Raw genomic sequence first — 15,875 nt, forward strand, 5'->3', positions numbered from 1 at the left:
AAATAAATCGAAAATAAGGCAATGAAAATAAACACCAACCCCAATAAAATTGCGGCGGCCATCTTTGATATGGACGGTTTATTGATTGATAGTGAGCGAATGGCCTTAAGCTGCTGGCATGATGCCGCCGAACAATTAGGCCACGCCATTGCCGCCGAGATTCCACTGGGCATGATTGGCATGCACTCATCAAAAACCGAAGCGTATTTGCACGCGGCACTCGGGCCGCATTTTCCAGTCGCTCAATTGCGCGCAACAACGCACGAAATCTACCTCGCCCGCAGCCATGAAACGATCAATTTACGTCCCGGCGTGATCGAATTACTCGACTTTTTAACCCACAGCGCCATTCCCTGCGCGGTTGCCACCTCAACGAAACGCGCCATGGCCAATCACCACCTCACCATTAGCGGTTTATGGCCTTATTTTCAACTTGCCGTTTGCGGCGATGAAATCATTCATCCCAAACCGGCCCCCGACATTTACCTTAAAGTGATCGCACAACTGGGCGTGCATGCGGCCAATTGCGTGGTTTTTGAAGACTCGAATTTCGGCGCACAAGCTGGCCATGCTGCTGGATGTCGAGTCATTATGGTGCCCGATTTACTTCCTGCAACCGAGCAAACACAAGCGTTAGAGATTGAAATAGTTGATTCACTCAGCGCTGCGCGATCCATCTTGGAGCAAGGTCATGCCTAAAAAGAAAGATTTTTTACACTCAATCGCTAAGCAACTGATCGTATTGGATCGCGCCAAAAATAAAATCATCAAAGACAAGAACAGCGAAGCACTGCATCAATTTAGAGTCGCCTTACGCCGTTTACGCTGCTTGCTGCCGATTGTTTTAAAATCCAACAAAAAACTCGACGCGGCGATTTTACAAGCATGGCAAGCGCTCGCCAAACTCAGCAGCCCAACACGCGATGCGGAGGTGATGCTGACTTTACTGGGTAAAGACATCAATGCCGCACAATTTAATTCACTCAGCAAAGCTTACGTCGAAGGCATTACGATCTTAAAAGCCGCACTCCGTACCAGTGACGTCGCTACTTTAGCCATGAGCACCTTGCAGCATTGCCAGCGGCGCATCCAAAAAACCAGTAAAACGCAGTTAAAACATCAGGTGGTACGGCAAGCCCGCCAGCAAATCCAAGCGCTAAGCCGCAAAACAAGTTCCTCAGCATCAATGGCACAATGGCATCAACGTCGCGCGCATATCAAACATTTGCGTTACTTAAATACGCTAGCGACAACGTGGTTGCCGACTCGCTTTCATGCACTATCACCCGCACTCAAAACGGCACAAACTTCATTGGGTGAATTGCACGACGCCAGCGTTTTAGCGCTGTGGCTAGGAAAAAAACGCGTAAAAAAATCGCACTGGCTCAATGCACAGCGCGATTGGAAAAAGCTCAACGTTCAACTGGGGTATATCCATCAATAGCATTAAATATCACGGCTACAAATAGATACCCATAAGGCGAAGAGATTTACTCTTCGCATTGCATTCGCTTAATGCTTACCAGTACTACCAAAACCGCCTTCTCCGCGATCACTCGCGGCAAATTCATCGACGATATTAAAGCCTACTTGCACTACCGGCACGATCACCAATTGCGCAATGCGCTCTAAAGGTTGGATCGTAAACGTGGTATTGCCTCGATTCCATACCGAAACAAAGATTTGCCCTTGGTAATCAGAATCAATCAGACCGACCAAATTGCCTAACACGATGCCATGCTTATGCCCCAAGCCTGAACGCGGCAAAATCATCGCCGCCAAGCCGGGATTATCCAAGTGCAAGGCCATACCCGTGGGCACCAAGGTGGTTGCGCCGGGCGCTAATTCGATCGGCGCAGTCAAACAAGCGCGCAAATCCAATCCTGCGGCACCTGCTGTGGCATAGGCCGGCAAATTATCTTTTAAGCGTTCGTCTAAAATTTTTACATCGATCGTGGTCATAAGTATTTCCTAAAAACATTTAAATTAAACAATGACCTAGAGTCTGTTGACATCTGACTTGCCAAAGCCAGCAAACCCTTAGTCGATTGAACTCAATCAGTCGCCAGCACCTAGCTGAGTCAATTTTAAGCGGGTAAACCCATTTTTATTTTTCTAATTGCGCTGCGTCGTACAAACGGGTGATATGCGCGATAAGTTTGCGTGCAATGTCGATTTTAGGTGCGCGCGCTAAACGCGTTTCACCGCTGTCATCCAGCAACACAATTTCATTATCATCATGCCCCATCGCCGTCTGCACTAAATTGGCCGCCAACAACGGCAGTTTTTTTCGTTTACGTTTGGCTTCGGCGTATTCCAATAGATTTTCAGATTCAGCGGCAAAACCGACGCAAAATGGTGGATTTTCTTTGGCGGTCATATTGGCCAAGATATCCGGATTGGGCGCGAGCTCTAGCGTTAAAATATGCGCGTCTTTTTTGATTTTTTGCTCAGATGGATTGAGCACGTAGTAATCAGCCACGGCGGCCACCGCGATAAAGATATCCGCCGCAGCCACTTCGGCCTCAACCGCAGTGAGCATTTGCTGCGCACTCAAGACATTAATACGCCGCGTCCCTATCGGTGTTGGCAACGCCGTTTCACCCGACACCAACACCACCTCAGCGCCCGCTTCCGCCGCTGCGCGCGCAATCGCGTAGCCCATTTTGCCTGAGCTGCTATTGGTAATACCGCGCACCGCATCAATTCGCTCAAACGTAGGCCCTGCAGTGAGCAGCACCCGTTTACCGAGTAAACGTTTCGGCTGCAGACTGGCTTCGAGTAATTCAAAAATTTGCGCCGCTTCCAGCATCCGGCCATCACCGACCTCGCCACACGCTTGCTCACCGGAGCCCGGCCCCAAGATGGCCACGCCATCGGCACGCAATTGCGCCACATTGCGCTGATTGGGGGCGTTTTCCCACATTTGCTTATTCATTGCCGGTGCAACGAGCAATGGGCAAGTCCGCGCCGCGACCAAGGTCGACAATAAATCATCACAATGCCCTTGCGCGATTTTGGCCAACATATCGGCCGATGCCGGCGCAATCAATACCGCAGCCGCGCCACGGGTTAAATCAATATGCGCCATATTATTGGGCATACGCGCATCCCACTGATCCACAAACACTGGATGGCCTGACAATGCTTGAAACGTCACAGCGCCAACAAAATGCGTTGCCGCCTCGGTCATAACCACATGGATTTGATAACCGGCCTTGACCAACAGCCGCGTTAATTCTGCCGATTTATACGCGGCAACGCCGCCGGTAATGCCCAATACAATTTTTTTATGACTCACAGTGTAAGCCTCTGCTATAGCGAATATCCGAAGTTTACCAAGAAACGCCGATGTCTATCACCGATTGGCCTGCAGATTCTCGTCCACGGGAAAAATTACTTCGCCATGGCGCAGTGGCACTTAATGACGCTGAATTACTGGCGATTTTTTTACGCGTGGGGATTGCCGGTAAAAGCGCCGTCGATTTAGCACGTGATTTGCTACAGCATTTCGGCTCATTACAAGCTTTATTTCAAGCCAAGCTCGATGATTTTGCGCACATTAACGGCATTGGCGATGCCAAATATGCCCAATTACAAGCGGTACTCGAAATGAGCCGCCGTGCGCTATGTGAAGAACTCAAAGCGCGCGATACGCTGAGTAGCCCCAGTGCAGTGCGGGATTTTTTAAAGCTGCGGCTGCGCGGCCTCAATCATGAAGAATTTCATGGCTTATTTTTAGACAACAGCCACAAACTGATTGCCGCCGAGATTTTATTTAAAGGCACGCTCACCGAAACCCGCGTTTACCCCCGAGAGCTGGCGCGGCGCGCGTTAGAGCTCAATGCCGCTGCGCTGATCGTCGCGCACAATCATCCTTCAGGCCACGCTGAGCCCTCACCGGCTGACATTTTACTCACCAGCCAATTGCAACACGCTTTGGCGCTGCTGGACATCAAACTACTCGATCACTTTATCGTCGCCGCCCACCGCGTAGTGTCTTTGGCCGAACTGGGCCATTTATAGCGCCGACGCTAAACCCCAACCACCGGTAACGGGCTTCGTAGCAAAAATGCAACATGCATTCAAACAACCATTTTAAAAATAAACACCACTCCCGAGCCTAAACTGCACGTCCCCAAACCCGAAAATCCATCACCCGCAACACGCCTCAAAACACCGCAGAACGTAGCTATCTGGCGTATTTCTTTCAATTAACAAACAAACCAGCAATGATTGACTCGCTCCTAGCAACTGTCACCCCTACAATATGTAAGAACTGTTGCGGTCGAGATACAGGAAAACACTGATTTCTAGTCGCTGATTGCGAAAGCAAGATTGATTGCCTTTAAATGGCAATAGTACCCAAACAACCGTAATTAATAACAACACCCAATCTCGGAGATTCACGATGACCATCGCTCGCCTCAGCCTCATCGCTGCCGCTATTTTGTCGATTACTGCCTGCGGCAAACAACAACCGGCCGACACGGCCAGCGCCCCAGCATCTGCACCCGTTACGGTTGAAGTGGAAACCGACATCATCAAAATTGGTCAAGCCTCGCCAATGACCGGCAATATCGCCCACTTAGGTAAAGACAACGAACATGGCGTGCAAATGGCCATCGACGAAATCAACGCCGCTGGCGGTGTGGATATTGCTGGCAAAAAAATGAAAATTGAATTGGTGTCAGAAGACGACCAAGCCGACCCGAAAACCGCCACCACCGTCGCTCAGCGCTTTGTTGACCAAAAAGTCAGCGGCGTGATCGGCCACTTGAACTCAGGCACGACCATTCCAGCGTCAAAAATTTATAACGACGCCGGCATCGTACAAATTTCGCCATCATCCACAGCCGTTGCCTACACCGCACAAGGTTTCCCAACCGCATTTCGCGTGATGGCCAATGATGCACAGCAAGGTGTGGTATTGGGTGAGTTTGCAGTTAAAAAACTCAAAGCCAAAAAAATCGCCATCATTGACGATCGTACTGCCTACGGCCAAGGCTTAGCTGATGAATTTGAAAAAGCCGCTAAAGCCGCTGGTGCTGAAATCGTAAAACGTGAATTCACCACCAACCAAGAAACTGACTTCAACGCCATTCTGACCAATATCAAAGGCGCGAAACCAGATTTGATTTTCTACGGTGGTATGGATGCACAAGCCGCACCATTGAAAAAACAAACCAAAAAACTCGGCATTCCAGCTACCGTAATGAGTGCTGACGGCACCCAAACTGGCGAATTTATCAAATTGGCCGGTACCGATGCCGAAGGCACTTACGCATCTAGCCCAGGCAAATCTTTGGAAGACATGCCAGGCGGTAAAGAATTTAAAGAAAAATTCAAAAATAAATTTGGCGTAGAAGTTCAGCTCTATGCACCATATTGCTATGACGCAACCAAAATGATGGTCGCTGCAATGCAAAAAGCGGGCTCTGCCAACCCAGCAAAATACTTGCCAGTCCTAAAAACCATGGAATACCCAGGTTTGACGAGCACCATCACTTTTGACGAAAAAGGCGACGTTAAAAATGGTGCCATCGGGGTTTATGTGGTTAAAAATGGCAAATGGGAAATCGTTGAAGTGGTAGGTGGTGCCCCAGCGACAGCCGCATCGGCTACGGCATCGGCGCCAGCTCCGGCTAAATAATTAGCCGCACTTAAAAAAAGGGAAGCATCCGCTTCCCTTTTTTATTGTTCACCCCAAACAGACAACCGCCATCGCCAAATATGGACGACTACGTTAAGCGCATTCATTTAGCCATCGAGTACATTTACCGCCACTTCGATCAACATATCGTCCTCGCTGATTTAGCCCAAGCCGCGCATTTTTCACCCTATCATTTTCACCGTGTATTTACCGCGATTCAGCAAGAGACCCCCAACAACTATCTACGCCGGATTCGCATAGAGCGCGCCGCCAATTTGCTGCTGATTAATCCCCCCTTCCCCATGCAGCAAATTGCACTTGATTGTGGCTTTAAATCACAAGCCTTATTTTCTCGGGCATTTCGCACGCACTTTGGTATGACGGCCAGTGACTGGCGTAAAGGCGAGCAATGGACTTTAGACGGTTTAAGTTATAACTGGCGTCAGCAATCTCACAGAAATAATGAAAAGATCTTGCAAGATAGCAAGAATTGCAAAGTATCCCATACCGATAAACCCATAGAATCAATACCTGACACACAACGATCAGTCGCACTGGCAGCGGCCAGAAACGGCGCATTACCAAAGCAAATTTCAGCACTTAAATTCGAAAAAATGCCGAGCTATCGTTGGGTGTATTTTTGGCAAAATGGCGTTGAGCTAGAACAAATGTTTACCCTTTGGCAACGTGTTGCCCGCTGGGGACAAGCCCATGGCTTAACGAACACCAATAGTCGCTGCGTATCGCGGATGCTGGACAATCCCAACGTCACCGACCATCAGCGCTGCGCCTACGCCGTTGGCTTGCTGGTTGATGCGACGTTTCAAACCGAACGCAATATCCTCGTCGCCGACATTGCCGCGGGGCAGTATTTAGTCGTCGACTTTTGCGGCACCGTCGCCGACTCAATGATTCTGGCCGAGTACGTATTTGGCTATTACTTGCCACACAGTAAATGGGAATTGGACGAAACACGCCCCGGCCATACGCTTGGGCCAATTAAAGACCCACAAGAGACGCTGCTGGCGACAACCCAATTTACTTATCAGCTTTGTGTACCCGTAAAGCAACGGCGAGCGAAATAATACGATGTATTTAACTACAAACCTTAATCAATAACAGGCTCAAGCCAATACCCAAGGATACTGTATGCAATATCGTCTGATTAGCGTCGCCATCGCGCTGAGCCTGAGCTTAAGTCAAGCCGCAACTAGCGACTTACCCAGCTCACCCACCACACAAGCCACGGCATTAGTCCAGCGCGCCACACCCGAATCAGTGGGGTTAGATTCCACGCAGCTCAGCAAAATGCTCAACTACCTGCAAACACCCGGCTTTGCCATGGAAAGCATCATTATCGCCCGCCATGGCAAGGTGGTACTCGAAGCCTATGTTGCGCCATTTCACGCAGGCATTCCGCATCAAGTCAACTCAGTCACCAAAAGCTTTATGGCGACCTTGATTGGCATGTTGATTAGCGACGGCAAGCTCAAACTAACCGATACCGTCGCCGATATTTTGCCGCAATACGCCGACTTGCCCAATGCCAAACTGATTACTGTTGAACAATTGCTGGGGATGAAGACAGGATTGTTGTGGCAAGAGTGGCGTGGTGATGATTTTGGTGATTTTGATGAGCTAAAACGACAACCCGATATCGATATCGTGAAGTTTGTACTCAATCGCTCGATTGAACCCGATCAGGTCAATAATTTTAACTACAACAGCGGTGGTTCGGATTTGCTTGGTGTTTTGGGTGAAGCGGCATTGGGTAGTTCATTGGTCGATTACGCCGAACAACGTTTGTTTAAACCACTCGGTATTAGCAATACACGCTGGATCAATAGCGACCAACAAGACCATCTTGCTGGTGGGCGTGGGCTTTATATCATGCCGCTCGACATGCTAAAACTCGGGGAACTGTATCGGCAAAATGGCGTTTGGCTAGATCAACAAATCGTGCCCGCTAGCTGGGTGCAATACGCCACAGCGCCAATGTTAAGTATCAGCTCAGGCTCTCATTACTATGGCGCACAATGGTGGGTAGGAAAAAACCGAGAATGGTATAGCGCATCGGGTTATGCAGGGCAATTTATTGCCGTTTTTCCGCAAGATGACATCACTGTGGTGATGACCTCACGCAACCAAGAACAATCCGATTTTGGCCTCAGTGCGCTGCGCGAATACTATTTAAAGCTTAAAGATCAGCGCGCTGAAAACCCCATCGCCCATACCGCATTACAAGAAAAAATCAAGCAGCTAGCCACCCCAACAGCCACGTCAAAACTGCGCTCACCACTGGAAAAAACGCTCCATCAACGCAAAATTGATCTTGCTAACCCTGAATTTTGGGTAAGCCAGCTACAACTTGAATTCAATAATGATATTGCCACCATCACGGTGTCGCCACGCAACCCCAGTAACAAGCCCTTCATTATTCAAGCCAGTTTGAATGATGCTTGGCGATACAGCCCCGTAACACCCATCGACAATCGTTGGCAAAAATCTGGGCCAGAATCAATGCGCGCCGCGCGAGCGCAATGGCTGGACAAACAGACGTTACAAGTAGAGTCGATAGATTTAGATGAAACGTGGGAATTCAGTTCCAAAATCAAATTCAAAGGCAATAAAGCCACCCTACTGAATATGAACGACTCAATCGCCAGCCAAGGCATTCTCCGCTAAGCATTTGCTCTAATTCATCACCAGCCAAATCAACAAGGGTATCAGCATGCGCTTAAAATTTTGTAGTTTGCTACTGCTAATGGCGAGTGGTTTGACTTCTGCCAACAGCACCAATGATTTACCCACCAGCTCGCCCGAGGCGCAGGGGATCGACTCGGCTCAGCTGAATATGGCACTGAAAGAGATTCAAAAATCAGGCACACCCATTGATAGCATCTTAATCATGCGCAATGGGTATATCGTACTAGACAGCTATTTCTATCCTTATCAGCCCAATACCCTGCACGACCTGCGTTCAGTCACCAAAAGTGTGACTTCAACGATGCTGGGGATTTCAATTGAGCAAGGCAAACTTAAAGAGCTGGATCAGCCGATGCGGCCTTTTTTTGCCGAGCAACTGAAAGGTGATATTGACCCACGCAAGGCCGCGATTACGCTCGGTAATCTGGTCGACATGCACTCGGGGATTGCTTGGTATGAAATACCTTACAATTCTCAGTCCAGTATTTATCAGATGGTCAACAGCGCCGATTGGAATCAATACGTTTTGCAGCAAGCCATGGACGATGAACCAGGCCGAACCTTTAATTACAACGGTGGCAATATGAATTTGCTGTCCGCAGTGATTGAACAGGCGTGGAATATGCCGATGCAAGAAGTTGCCGCCCTGCAACTCTTTAAGCCGCTTGGCATTCAAAACTTTTATTGGCAAAAAGATCCTTCTGGTCACACCATTGGCGAAGCTAGCTTGGCTCTTGCACCGCATGATTTAGCCAAGCTAGGACAATTTTGGCTGCAAGATGGCGTTTGGCAAGGCCAGCGACTATTGCCAGCCGGGTGGATAAAAAATCTATTTGAAGATACAAGATCAGCGCAAAGCGCAGGCTATCGCCGTGGTTTCTGGGTGGATTTAAGTCAAAAACACGTTCAAGCGTCGGGGCGACACGGGCAATTTATTCGCATTGACCCGCAACAACAATCCGTCATCGTCATCACTAGTAAAATGGCTGACCAAAACACGGATGATTTCGCACTCAACCTCATCAGCCAAGTGATAAAAAATAGCGCACCACGATCTGAAAATAGTGCCGCTCAAGCTCAATTGGCTGCAACAATACAAGCCATCGCCTTGCCTGCTAGCAACGCAAAAAACACCCGTGAATTCGGTAACCATTGGTACGGTAAAACATGGCGTTTCGCGAGCAAGCCGTGGGGAATCGAAGCCATTAGCCTCAAACTTGACCCACAAGATGCAGGTAGCTTAATTTGGGAGGTGGATTCAATCAACGGCAAAACCAGTTGGCCGGTTGGTCTGGATGGCGCATATCGTCGCCAAGCCGATGCGCATTTTTTCAATCTAAATTTATATGCCAAGGCGCGATGGAAAAATACCAATACGCTAGAGATCAAAACCCTATACGCAGAAGGGGCAACTTCTTGGCATTACTCATTCAAGTTCAATAAAAACAATCTCGAATTGAGCTATGCCGACAATGAATCATCGAGCGGCCAAGCCACAGGCCATTTAGTCACAATCACAAAGGATTAAAATCAAATGCGCGAACTTTTTCTCGATTACATCATGCCATTTTTAGTACTCAGTGGTCTGCTAGGTGGTTTGGTGTATCTGGCGTGCTCGCATGCGCTCTACACTTATTTGAAAGAAAACTACAGCGATGCCCTGCCGCCTCGCCTAGAGCTGTATATGCACGACGCAGAGGCAATGGGTGGTTTTCTGGATGGCATACGGTATGCAGCTAAAACAGGCAACTGGAAACGCATAGAGAGCAATACATGGCGCAGGCTATTTATTTGCAATCATGCACTCGGCTATTTTGTGGTGTTTTGCTGCGCTGCACTCTGCGCGGCATTTTTATTCTGGCCTAAGTCTTAATTAACATGAATGAGCAATAATTTGATTACCGCACGAGCATCGTTTGTGCGGCAATCCGTCTACTTCGCACTCACTCACCAACTACCACCACTGATGAAAGTGATGCACAGGGCCGATGCCATGGCCGACTTCGAGGCGTTCGGCCTCAGCAATCGCGAGCAACAGCCATGACTTGGCTTTAGCCACCGTCTCCGGCCAATCAGCGCATTGCGAGCGTAGCGCAGTGAGCGCTGCCGACAAGGTGCAGCCGGTGCCATGCGTAGCCGTGTGGCAATGTGCGCCGCAGGAAAGCATCATGGATCTGGGCGCTAGTGCCGCCGTGTTGGCCGAGGTTTCAGTTGTCGTGATTTTTTGCGTTGGCTTAAATCATAAAAAATGGCACCCAAGGTGCCATTTTCATGCTGCTTAAATCAATCGAATTAAGCTTGTTTAGCTTTACGACGCCGCGCCGCCATCAAACCCAACAAACCCATCCCCATCAAAGCGTAGGTTTCTGGCTCTGGGACTGGGGCGACATTGGCTTGCAATGTATTCACGGCAAATAACCAGTTATTAGAGCCGGTTGTACCATTGTTGAATTGAAGTCCAGCAATGCCAGTCGCGGCGAGCGAAAAGCTACCACCGGCACCCACAAATCCAGTTTCAATTGCTGTGCCTAATTGATTGAATGCGGTGTAAAACGTATGGCCTCGACCTGAAGAAGACGAACCATAGTTGTCAAATTTAAACTTGACGTTATTCGCTAAGCCATCAAATTTGATATCCAAAATTGATGCCGTAGGGTATTCGCCAGAGGCGCTGTTGCTTAGACCTTTTCCTGACCAAGATGTGCCGTTAATCACGGGAGAGCCAGCCGTTGAACCTGTACCTTGTAAGCTAAATGATACATATGGAATCTGCGTGCTAAATACAGTTCCATAAGCATAATTCGTAAAATCAATATCAACGATGGCAGCTTGTGCGCTTGATACGGCGAGTGCTGCAGTGATTGCAAGTGCTAAGTGCTTGAGTTTCATAATTATCCCTATGTTTTGTTTTGAATGCCTTGCGGCAAGTAAAGTCTACTCGGGAAAATGCTGCACACATACTTTAACTTATGCTTGTGTTTGTTATTTGTATTTTTAAGGAAAGTATTTGTTATTTTAATGAAAGATTGCCGGGGTTTAAATTTAATTGGATGGCATTGTTATGGACTTGGTCGCGACAAGTAATAAGGTCGATCTCGCCGTCGAGATCTTCCCAAGCTGGGCGGCGCTCAATCAACAACTGGCCAAGCCACGGGCTGCCTAACTCAACCTTAACCAGCAGGATTCACGCAGTGCGTGAATTTTCCCTCCATTACAGCTTGCCGTTTCTAGTCGTTGGCACGCTGGATGGCGGGTTTCTTTACCTGCTGTGCAGTCATGCGCTGCATACCTATTTGAAAGAAAATTACGGCGACGCCCTAGCGACTCGACTTGAGCTATATATGCACGATCAAGCAGCAATGGGGGCTTTATGCGGTTAGGTATACGGCCAAGCATGGCGGCTGGGAACGCATAGAGAGCAATACATGGCGAAGATTTTCATCTTTAACCATGCACTGGGTGATTTTGTGGGTTTTTGCTGCAGCGCACTGTGTGCCGCGTTTATTTTCTGGCCCACTTCAATCGACGACTTACATCAACATTCTGGGCCTGCTTTAGGGCCATTCTTTTTCATAGCCACATCCAAACGACATTCACCCGAGGGCTGGCCGGCGAAATCCCTGTTGACCGCAGCAGGGACTGCAGACCAACAGCGCTTTCGCAGCCAGCTGGCAGCGATCAATCAGCAGCGGTTTTAATCATGCGCCGGCGTTCAAGCTCGCATCCAAGCGAGGATGCAAAACAACGCATGCGCTTTTTACCACCACTGATGAAAATGATGCACCGGACCAATGCCGTGGCCCACTTCGAGGCGTTCGGCCTCGCTAATCGCTAGCAATAACCATGCTTTAGCTTTGGCGACGGTTTCTACCCAATCAGCACATTGCGGGCGCAGCGCGGTGAGCGCCGCTGACAAGGTGCAGCCGGTGCCATGCGTATGCCGTGTGGCAATGCGCGCGGCAGGGAAGCAGACTTCATCATTAGGGGTAATCAACCAATCAGGGCAAGATTCGCCGCCTAAATGTCCGCCCTTCATCAATACGGCTTGCGCGCCTGCGGCGATTAATTCGCGACCTTGTTGCCGCATTTGCGCTTCTGATTGCGCTTCCGCACAAGCAAGCAATGCCGCCGCTTCCGGTAAATTCGGCGTAATGATGCTGGCCATCGGCAATAATTGCTCGCGCAGCGCATTCACCGCCGCCGGATCGAGCAGCGCATGACCGCCCTTCGCAATCATCACCGTATCGAGCACAATGATTGGCGGTTGATAATGCGCCAAACGCTCAGCCACCACCGCAATCGTCGCCGCATTGCCAAGCATGCCCATTTTGACGGCGTCAACGCGAATATCGCTAAACACCGCATCGCATTGCGCAGCGATAAATTCCGGGGAGACCACCTGTACGCCGTGCACGCCTTGGGTGTTTTGGGCGGTGAGCGCGGTAATCACGCTCATGCCGTAAGTGCCAAGCGCTGAAAAAGTCTTTAAATCAGCCTGTATCCCTGCGCCGCCGCCAGAGTCTGAGCCAGCAATGGTTAAAGTATGAATGGTCATTTCGTGCCTCCCTTTGCGGCATGAATTTCAGCCAAGAGACCTTGCGTTGCGCCAGCGATATCGGCTTGGCCGCAAATCGCTGAGACCACGGCAACCCCATCAAAGCCCTGCGCCATCAAGTGGGCCACTTTCCCTGCCTGAATGCCACCAATAACCACCGCTGGCAAGATGCGGTTTTGCAACATGGCGGCCACTTCGTCCACGGCGATCACTGGCGAAGCATCTTTTTTCGTTCCTGTAGGGTATACCGGCCCAACCCCAACATAATCGATGATGCCAGCCTGATACATCGCTTCGGCCTCATGAAATTGCGCCAAACCATTGGTTGATAAACCAACGATTTTATTTGGCCCCAATAATCGCCGTACTTCACTAGCGGGCAGATCTTGTTGGCCAACGTGCACCCCATCGGCATCCATCGCCAGCGCAATATCGAGTTGATCGTTAATAATCAGTGGCACATGGTACGGCGCCAGCACGGTTTTTAACGCTTGCGCGGCCAGCAACCATTGGCGTTTTTTCCATTGCGGCGCGCGCAATTGCACTACGGTGGCGCCGTTTTGCGCGGCTATTTTCGCGGTGCTGACCATTTCGTCCAGTCCACCACACAAATCCGGGTCGAGCACTAAATACAAACTTAAATCGATGGGATTCGCTGTCGTCGTCATTCGCTATAGCTCCGTAATTGCACTGGATGAATCACGTGTAAAGCGTCTAAAAACGGCGCAACAAATGTGCCCGGGCCATCAGAGCACTCTACCGCCCGCTCGCCAGCAATCGCCATCACGGCGCAGGCTGCGGCCACGGCATTGAGTCGATTGGGGGCATCGGCCAAAAAGGCCGCCACCACGGCCGACAATGCACAACCCGTGCCCACCACGCGCGTCATCATTGGGTGACCCCACGGCACCGCCCATGTTTGCTCGCCATCGGTGATGTAATCGGTCGCGCCCGTCACGGCAACAATCGCGCCAGTGGCGCGCGCCAACTGCTGCGCGGCGCTCAATGCCGACATTGAGCTCATCGTACTATCAACGCCTTTACCACCCGCTATCGCCTCAGCATTCAAAGCCAAGGCAGCCGCCAAAGCCAAAATCTCTGAGCCATTGCCGCGAATTGCCGCTGGTTTTTTCGCCAACATCGCAAGCGCTGCATCGCGGCGGTATTGCAATACGCCAACAGCCACCGGATCGAGCACCCACGGCGTTGCCGCGGCGTTAGCGGCATCAATCGCTAAGTTCATCGCTTGTAGTCGGACTGGGTAAACGGTGCCGATATTAATCAGCAGCGCATCGGCAATCGCCGCAAAATCAGCGACCTCTGCTTCGGCCACAATCATCGCTGGCGAAGCGCCAATGGCAAGTAGGGTATTGGCAGTAAAGCATTGCACGACCTCATTGGTCAGCACATGCACTAGGGGGGTATTAGCGCGTAAGCGTTCTAGCTCATCGGCAACTAAATGAAATGGCAGTTCAGCAATTGTAAGATCAACTTGAGACATCGCGATTTCCTTGTAAAGCGCAGGAAGTCGCCAAGTCGCAGCAGACATCCCTACGCCAGTATGATCTGGATCAGGTACAACGGGTTTCTCTCAGCCGGCTCGACCTGTTGACGTTGGATTTCCCAGTTGGCAAACCACACAGCAACAGACCCTCACGGCACCCCGAGTCTAGTGGCTATTGTACCGTCTCAGCGCAGGCGCGGTGCGGCACTAGATCAAACTTTTTGCCTAAGTTCACCTGTAGTTGGTGGCTGCAAAGCTGAGTTCGCAATCCGCGCCAAGTCCGATTCTGCACTCAAAAGTCCCGCAAAATCTGCGCTAAGCGCGCAATCCCAATTTGAATTTGCTCGGGATTGGCATGACTAAAATTGAGTCGAATCGCCCCATCATCTTGATTTGACGCCATAAACGCCACGCCCGGCATAATCGCCAGTTTTTGCGCCAAAGCGGCGCGCATCAGCGCTAAAGTGTCATCGACTGTGTTGAGTTTGACCCAAAAAAACAAACCGCCACTCGGTAAGGACCACGTGGCATAAGGGCTTAAATGCGTTGCCAAGGCATTGGCCATTGCATCACGGCGTTGTCGATACAGCGGCAATACGGCGGCTAAATGCGGATCGAGCTGATCATTCGCCAATATCTGCGTCACAATCAATTGACTTAAACGATTGCTATGCAAATCAGCCGCTTGCTTTAAGCGCACTAAATGCGGCATTAAATCTGGATGTGCAATCAAATAGCCCAAGCGTAAGCCCGGCGCCAAAGTTTTGCTGAACGAGCCTTGATACACCCAAGGCGCGGATGTTAAATGACTCACCAAGGGTGCGGGTGCAGGGGTATCGTATGCTAGCTCGCGATAGGGGTCGTCCTCAAACAAACACGTACCGTGGGTATCGAGCAGCGCGGCCACTGCTTGCCGCTCTGCTTGGCTGTAGCAATAGCCCGACGGATTTTGAAACGTCGGCGTTAAATACGCCATGGTCACTTCTGGCAAGCGCTCGGCCAACGCCTTCAAATCAACGCCATCAGCAATCGGCAACGTGCGTAAGTCCGCCCCCAATAAACGGAAGGATTGTAAAGCGGCCAAATACGCTGGTTCTTCGACCAAGACTGGGGTGCCCTCGTCGATCATTAATTTACTGACGAGATCAATACCTTGTTGCGAGCCATTTAGAATCAAGACTTGCGCGGCGCTGCAGTCCAAACCGATAGCTTGCATTCGCTGAGCGATCAATTCGCGCAACTGCGTCTCGCCCTCGCTCGGGCCATATTGCAGGGCACTTTTCACCACGTCGGCAGGCAATGCGGCTAAATCGAGCGACAACAAAGCTTCGCTAGCGGGCAAGCCACCGGCAAATGAAATCACCCCAGGCTGTTGCGCGACCGCTAAAATATCGCGAACCAATGACGAAGTTAAACGTTCAATTCTTCTAGCTAGCATAAGATACGCCATATAGGTC

17 protein-coding genes and 1 riboswitch are annotated in these 15,875 nt (G+C 50.2%); of the genes, 9 read left to right on the forward strand and 8 right to left on the reverse strand.

Annotated features, from left to right (window positions below):
* Positions 1-21: 21 nt before the first annotated feature.
* Together HQN60_RS14165 and HQN60_RS14170 are read left to right on the forward strand one after the other, a co-directional pair.
* Entirely contained in the window at positions 22-699 is a 678-nt protein-coding gene (locus tag HQN60_RS14165; protein WP_173534272.1) for an HAD family hydrolase, read from the forward strand.
* On the forward strand, positions 692-1,444 hold the full coding sequence (locus HQN60_RS14170; protein WP_173534273.1) for a CHAD domain-containing protein: 753 nt from the start codon (positions 692-694) through the stop codon (positions 1,442-1,444). Before HQN60_RS14165 ends, HQN60_RS14170 begins: the two co-directional genes overlap by 8 nt.
* Positions 1,445-1,512: 68 nt before the next feature.
* Here the strand turns inward: HQN60_RS14170 and dut are convergent, their stop codons facing one another.
* Together dut and coaBC are read right to left on the reverse strand one after the other, a co-directional pair.
* Positions 1,513-1,962, reverse strand: coding sequence for a dUTP diphosphatase (dut, locus tag HQN60_RS14175; RefSeq protein WP_173534274.1), 450 nt, complete (start codon positions 1,960-1,962; stop codon positions 1,513-1,515).
* A gap of 145 nt (positions 1,963-2,107) precedes the next feature.
* Complete coding sequence (gene coaBC / locus HQN60_RS14180; RefSeq protein WP_173534275.1) at positions 2,108-3,301, reverse strand: bifunctional phosphopantothenoylcysteine decarboxylase/phosphopantothenate--cysteine ligase CoaBC; 1,194 nt, start codon at positions 3,299-3,301, stop codon at positions 2,108-2,110.
* 50 nt (positions 3,302-3,351) lie between these two features.
* On the opposite strand from coaBC, the gene radC reads away from it, so the two are divergent.
* The 6 genes from radC to HQN60_RS14210 all read left to right on the forward strand — a co-directional run bounded on the left by radC (position 3,352) and on the right by HQN60_RS14210 (position 10,232).
* Positions 3,352-4,026 carry a RadC family protein gene (gene radC, locus HQN60_RS14185; RefSeq protein WP_173534276.1) on the forward strand — a complete coding sequence of 225 codons (675 nt, stop codon included), beginning with the start codon at positions 3,352-3,354 and terminating at the stop codon, positions 4,024-4,026.
* Between the two features lie 385 nt (positions 4,027-4,411).
* Positions 4,412-5,653 (forward strand): branched-chain amino acid ABC transporter substrate-binding protein, encoded by a 1,242-nt coding sequence (locus HQN60_RS14190; RefSeq protein WP_173534277.1) that lies wholly within the window; start codon positions 4,412-4,414, stop codon positions 5,651-5,653.
* 80 nt (positions 5,654-5,733) lie between these two features.
* Positions 5,734-6,738, forward strand: a complete 1,005-nt coding sequence (locus HQN60_RS14195) for an AraC family transcriptional regulator (protein WP_173534278.1) — start codon at positions 5,734-5,736, stop codon at positions 6,736-6,738.
* A gap of 64 nt (positions 6,739-6,802) precedes the next feature.
* The gene (locus HQN60_RS14200; RefSeq protein WP_173534279.1) at positions 6,803-8,338 is read left to right on the forward strand and encodes a serine hydrolase domain-containing protein; all 1,536 of its coding nucleotides are present in this window, start codon (positions 6,803-6,805) and stop codon (positions 8,336-8,338) included.
* A gap of 46 nt (positions 8,339-8,384) precedes the next feature.
* Positions 8,385-9,887 (forward strand): serine hydrolase domain-containing protein, encoded by a 1,503-nt coding sequence (locus tag HQN60_RS14205; protein ID WP_173534280.1) that lies wholly within the window; start codon positions 8,385-8,387, stop codon positions 9,885-9,887.
* Positions 9,888-9,893: 6 nt separating this feature from the next.
* Positions 9,894-10,232, forward strand: coding sequence for a hypothetical protein (locus tag HQN60_RS14210; RefSeq protein ID WP_173534281.1), 339 nt, complete (start codon positions 9,894-9,896; stop codon positions 10,230-10,232).
* Positions 10,233-10,313: 81 nt separating this feature from the next.
* Here HQN60_RS14210 and HQN60_RS14215 read toward each other — a convergent pair whose 3' ends face one another.
* Both HQN60_RS14215 and HQN60_RS14220 read right to left on the reverse strand, forming a co-directional pair.
* Positions 10,314-10,529, reverse strand: coding sequence for a bifunctional hydroxymethylpyrimidine kinase/phosphomethylpyrimidine kinase (locus HQN60_RS14215; protein WP_173534282.1), 216 nt, complete (start codon positions 10,527-10,529; stop codon positions 10,314-10,316).
* Positions 10,530-10,651: 122 nt separating this feature from the next.
* On the reverse strand, positions 10,652-11,248 hold the full coding sequence (locus HQN60_RS14220; RefSeq protein ID WP_173534283.1) for a PEP-CTERM sorting domain-containing protein: 597 nt from the start codon (positions 11,246-11,248) through the stop codon (positions 10,652-10,654).
* A gap of 302 nt (positions 11,249-11,550) precedes the next feature.
* Here HQN60_RS14220 and HQN60_RS14225 point away from each other — a divergent pair, with 302 nt between their 5' ends.
* Positions 11,551-11,739 carry a hypothetical protein gene (locus HQN60_RS14225; protein WP_173534284.1) on the forward strand — a complete coding sequence of 63 codons (189 nt, stop codon included), beginning with the start codon at positions 11,551-11,553 and terminating at the stop codon, positions 11,737-11,739.
* 377 nt (positions 11,740-12,116) lie between these two features.
* Here the strand turns inward: HQN60_RS14225 and thiD are convergent, their stop codons facing one another.
* The 4 genes from thiD to HQN60_RS14245 form a co-directional block, all read right to left on the reverse strand.
* Positions 12,117-12,914 (reverse strand): bifunctional hydroxymethylpyrimidine kinase/phosphomethylpyrimidine kinase, encoded by a 798-nt coding sequence (gene thiD, locus HQN60_RS14230; protein ID WP_173534285.1) that lies wholly within the window; start codon positions 12,912-12,914, stop codon positions 12,117-12,119.
* Positions 12,911-13,582, reverse strand: a complete 672-nt coding sequence (gene thiE / locus HQN60_RS14235; protein ID WP_173534286.1) for a thiamine phosphate synthase — start codon at positions 13,580-13,582, stop codon at positions 12,911-12,913. Before thiE ends, thiD begins: the two co-directional genes overlap by 4 nt.
* On the reverse strand, positions 13,579-14,415 hold the full coding sequence (gene thiM, locus HQN60_RS14240) for a hydroxyethylthiazole kinase (protein ID WP_173534287.1): 837 nt from the start codon (positions 14,413-14,415) through the stop codon (positions 13,579-13,581). The genes thiE and thiM overlap by 4 nt, the downstream gene beginning before the upstream one ends.
* A 30-nt stretch (positions 14,416-14,445) precedes the next feature.
* Positions 14,446-14,590, reverse strand: a riboswitch (TPP riboswitch).
* A 120-nt stretch (positions 14,591-14,710) separates the two neighbouring features.
* On the reverse strand, positions 14,711-15,856 hold the full coding sequence (locus tag HQN60_RS14245) for an aminotransferase-like domain-containing protein (protein WP_173534288.1): 1,146 nt from the start codon (positions 15,854-15,856) through the stop codon (positions 14,711-14,713).
* Positions 15,857-15,875 lie beyond the last annotated feature (19 nt).

Origin of the sequence: Deefgea piscis, from assembly GCF_013284055.1 — a bacterium.
GTDB classification, from domain to species: domain Bacteria; phylum Pseudomonadota; class Gammaproteobacteria; order Burkholderiales; family Chitinibacteraceae; genus Deefgea; species Deefgea piscis.

What these genes read in the sequence shown, in the direction of transcription:
- HQN60_RS14170 (WP_173534273.1), top strand. Translation starts at nt 692, where the DNA reads ATGCCTAAAAAGAAAGATTTTTTACACTCAATCGCTAAGCAACTGATC.
- HQN60_RS14195 (WP_173534278.1), top strand. Translation starts at nt 5,734, where the DNA reads ATGGACGACTACGTTAAGCGCATTCATTTAGCCATCGAGTACATTTAC.
- dut (WP_173534274.1), bottom strand. Translation starts at nt 1,962, where the DNA reads ATGACCACGATCGATGTAAAAATTTTAGACGAACGCTTAAAAGATAAT.
- HQN60_RS14190 (WP_173534277.1), top strand. Translation starts at nt 4,412, where the DNA reads ATGACCATCGCTCGCCTCAGCCTCATCGCTGCCGCTATTTTGTCGATT.
- HQN60_RS14220 (WP_173534283.1), bottom strand. Translation starts at nt 11,248, where the DNA reads ATGAAACTCAAGCACTTAGCACTTGCAATCACTGCAGCACTCGCCGTA.
- HQN60_RS14215 (WP_173534282.1), bottom strand. Translation starts at nt 10,529, where the DNA reads ATGATGCTTTCCTGCGGCGCACATTGCCACACGGCTACGCATGGCACC.
- HQN60_RS14200 (WP_173534279.1), top strand. Translation starts at nt 6,803, where the DNA reads ATGCAATATCGTCTGATTAGCGTCGCCATCGCGCTGAGCCTGAGCTTA.
- thiE (WP_173534286.1), bottom strand. Translation starts at nt 13,582, where the DNA reads ATGACGACGACAGCGAATCCCATCGATTTAAGTTTGTATTTAGTGCTC.
- HQN60_RS14205 (WP_173534280.1), top strand. Translation starts at nt 8,385, where the DNA reads ATGCGCTTAAAATTTTGTAGTTTGCTACTGCTAATGGCGAGTGGTTTG.
- HQN60_RS14245 (WP_173534288.1), bottom strand. Translation starts at nt 15,856, where the DNA reads ATGCTAGCTAGAAGAATTGAACGTTTAACTTCGTCATTGGTTCGCGAT.
- thiD (WP_173534285.1), bottom strand. Translation starts at nt 12,914, where the DNA reads ATGACCATTCATACTTTAACCATTGCTGGCTCAGACTCTGGCGGCGGC.
- HQN60_RS14165 (WP_173534272.1), top strand. Translation starts at nt 22, where the DNA reads ATGAAAATAAACACCAACCCCAATAAAATTGCGGCGGCCATCTTTGAT.
- HQN60_RS14210 (WP_173534281.1), top strand. Translation starts at nt 9,894, where the DNA reads ATGCGCGAACTTTTTCTCGATTACATCATGCCATTTTTAGTACTCAGT.
- radC (WP_173534276.1), top strand. Translation starts at nt 3,352, where the DNA reads ATGTCTATCACCGATTGGCCTGCAGATTCTCGTCCACGGGAAAAATTA.
- thiM (WP_173534287.1), bottom strand. Translation starts at nt 14,415, where the DNA reads ATGTCTCAAGTTGATCTTACAATTGCTGAACTGCCATTTCATTTAGTT.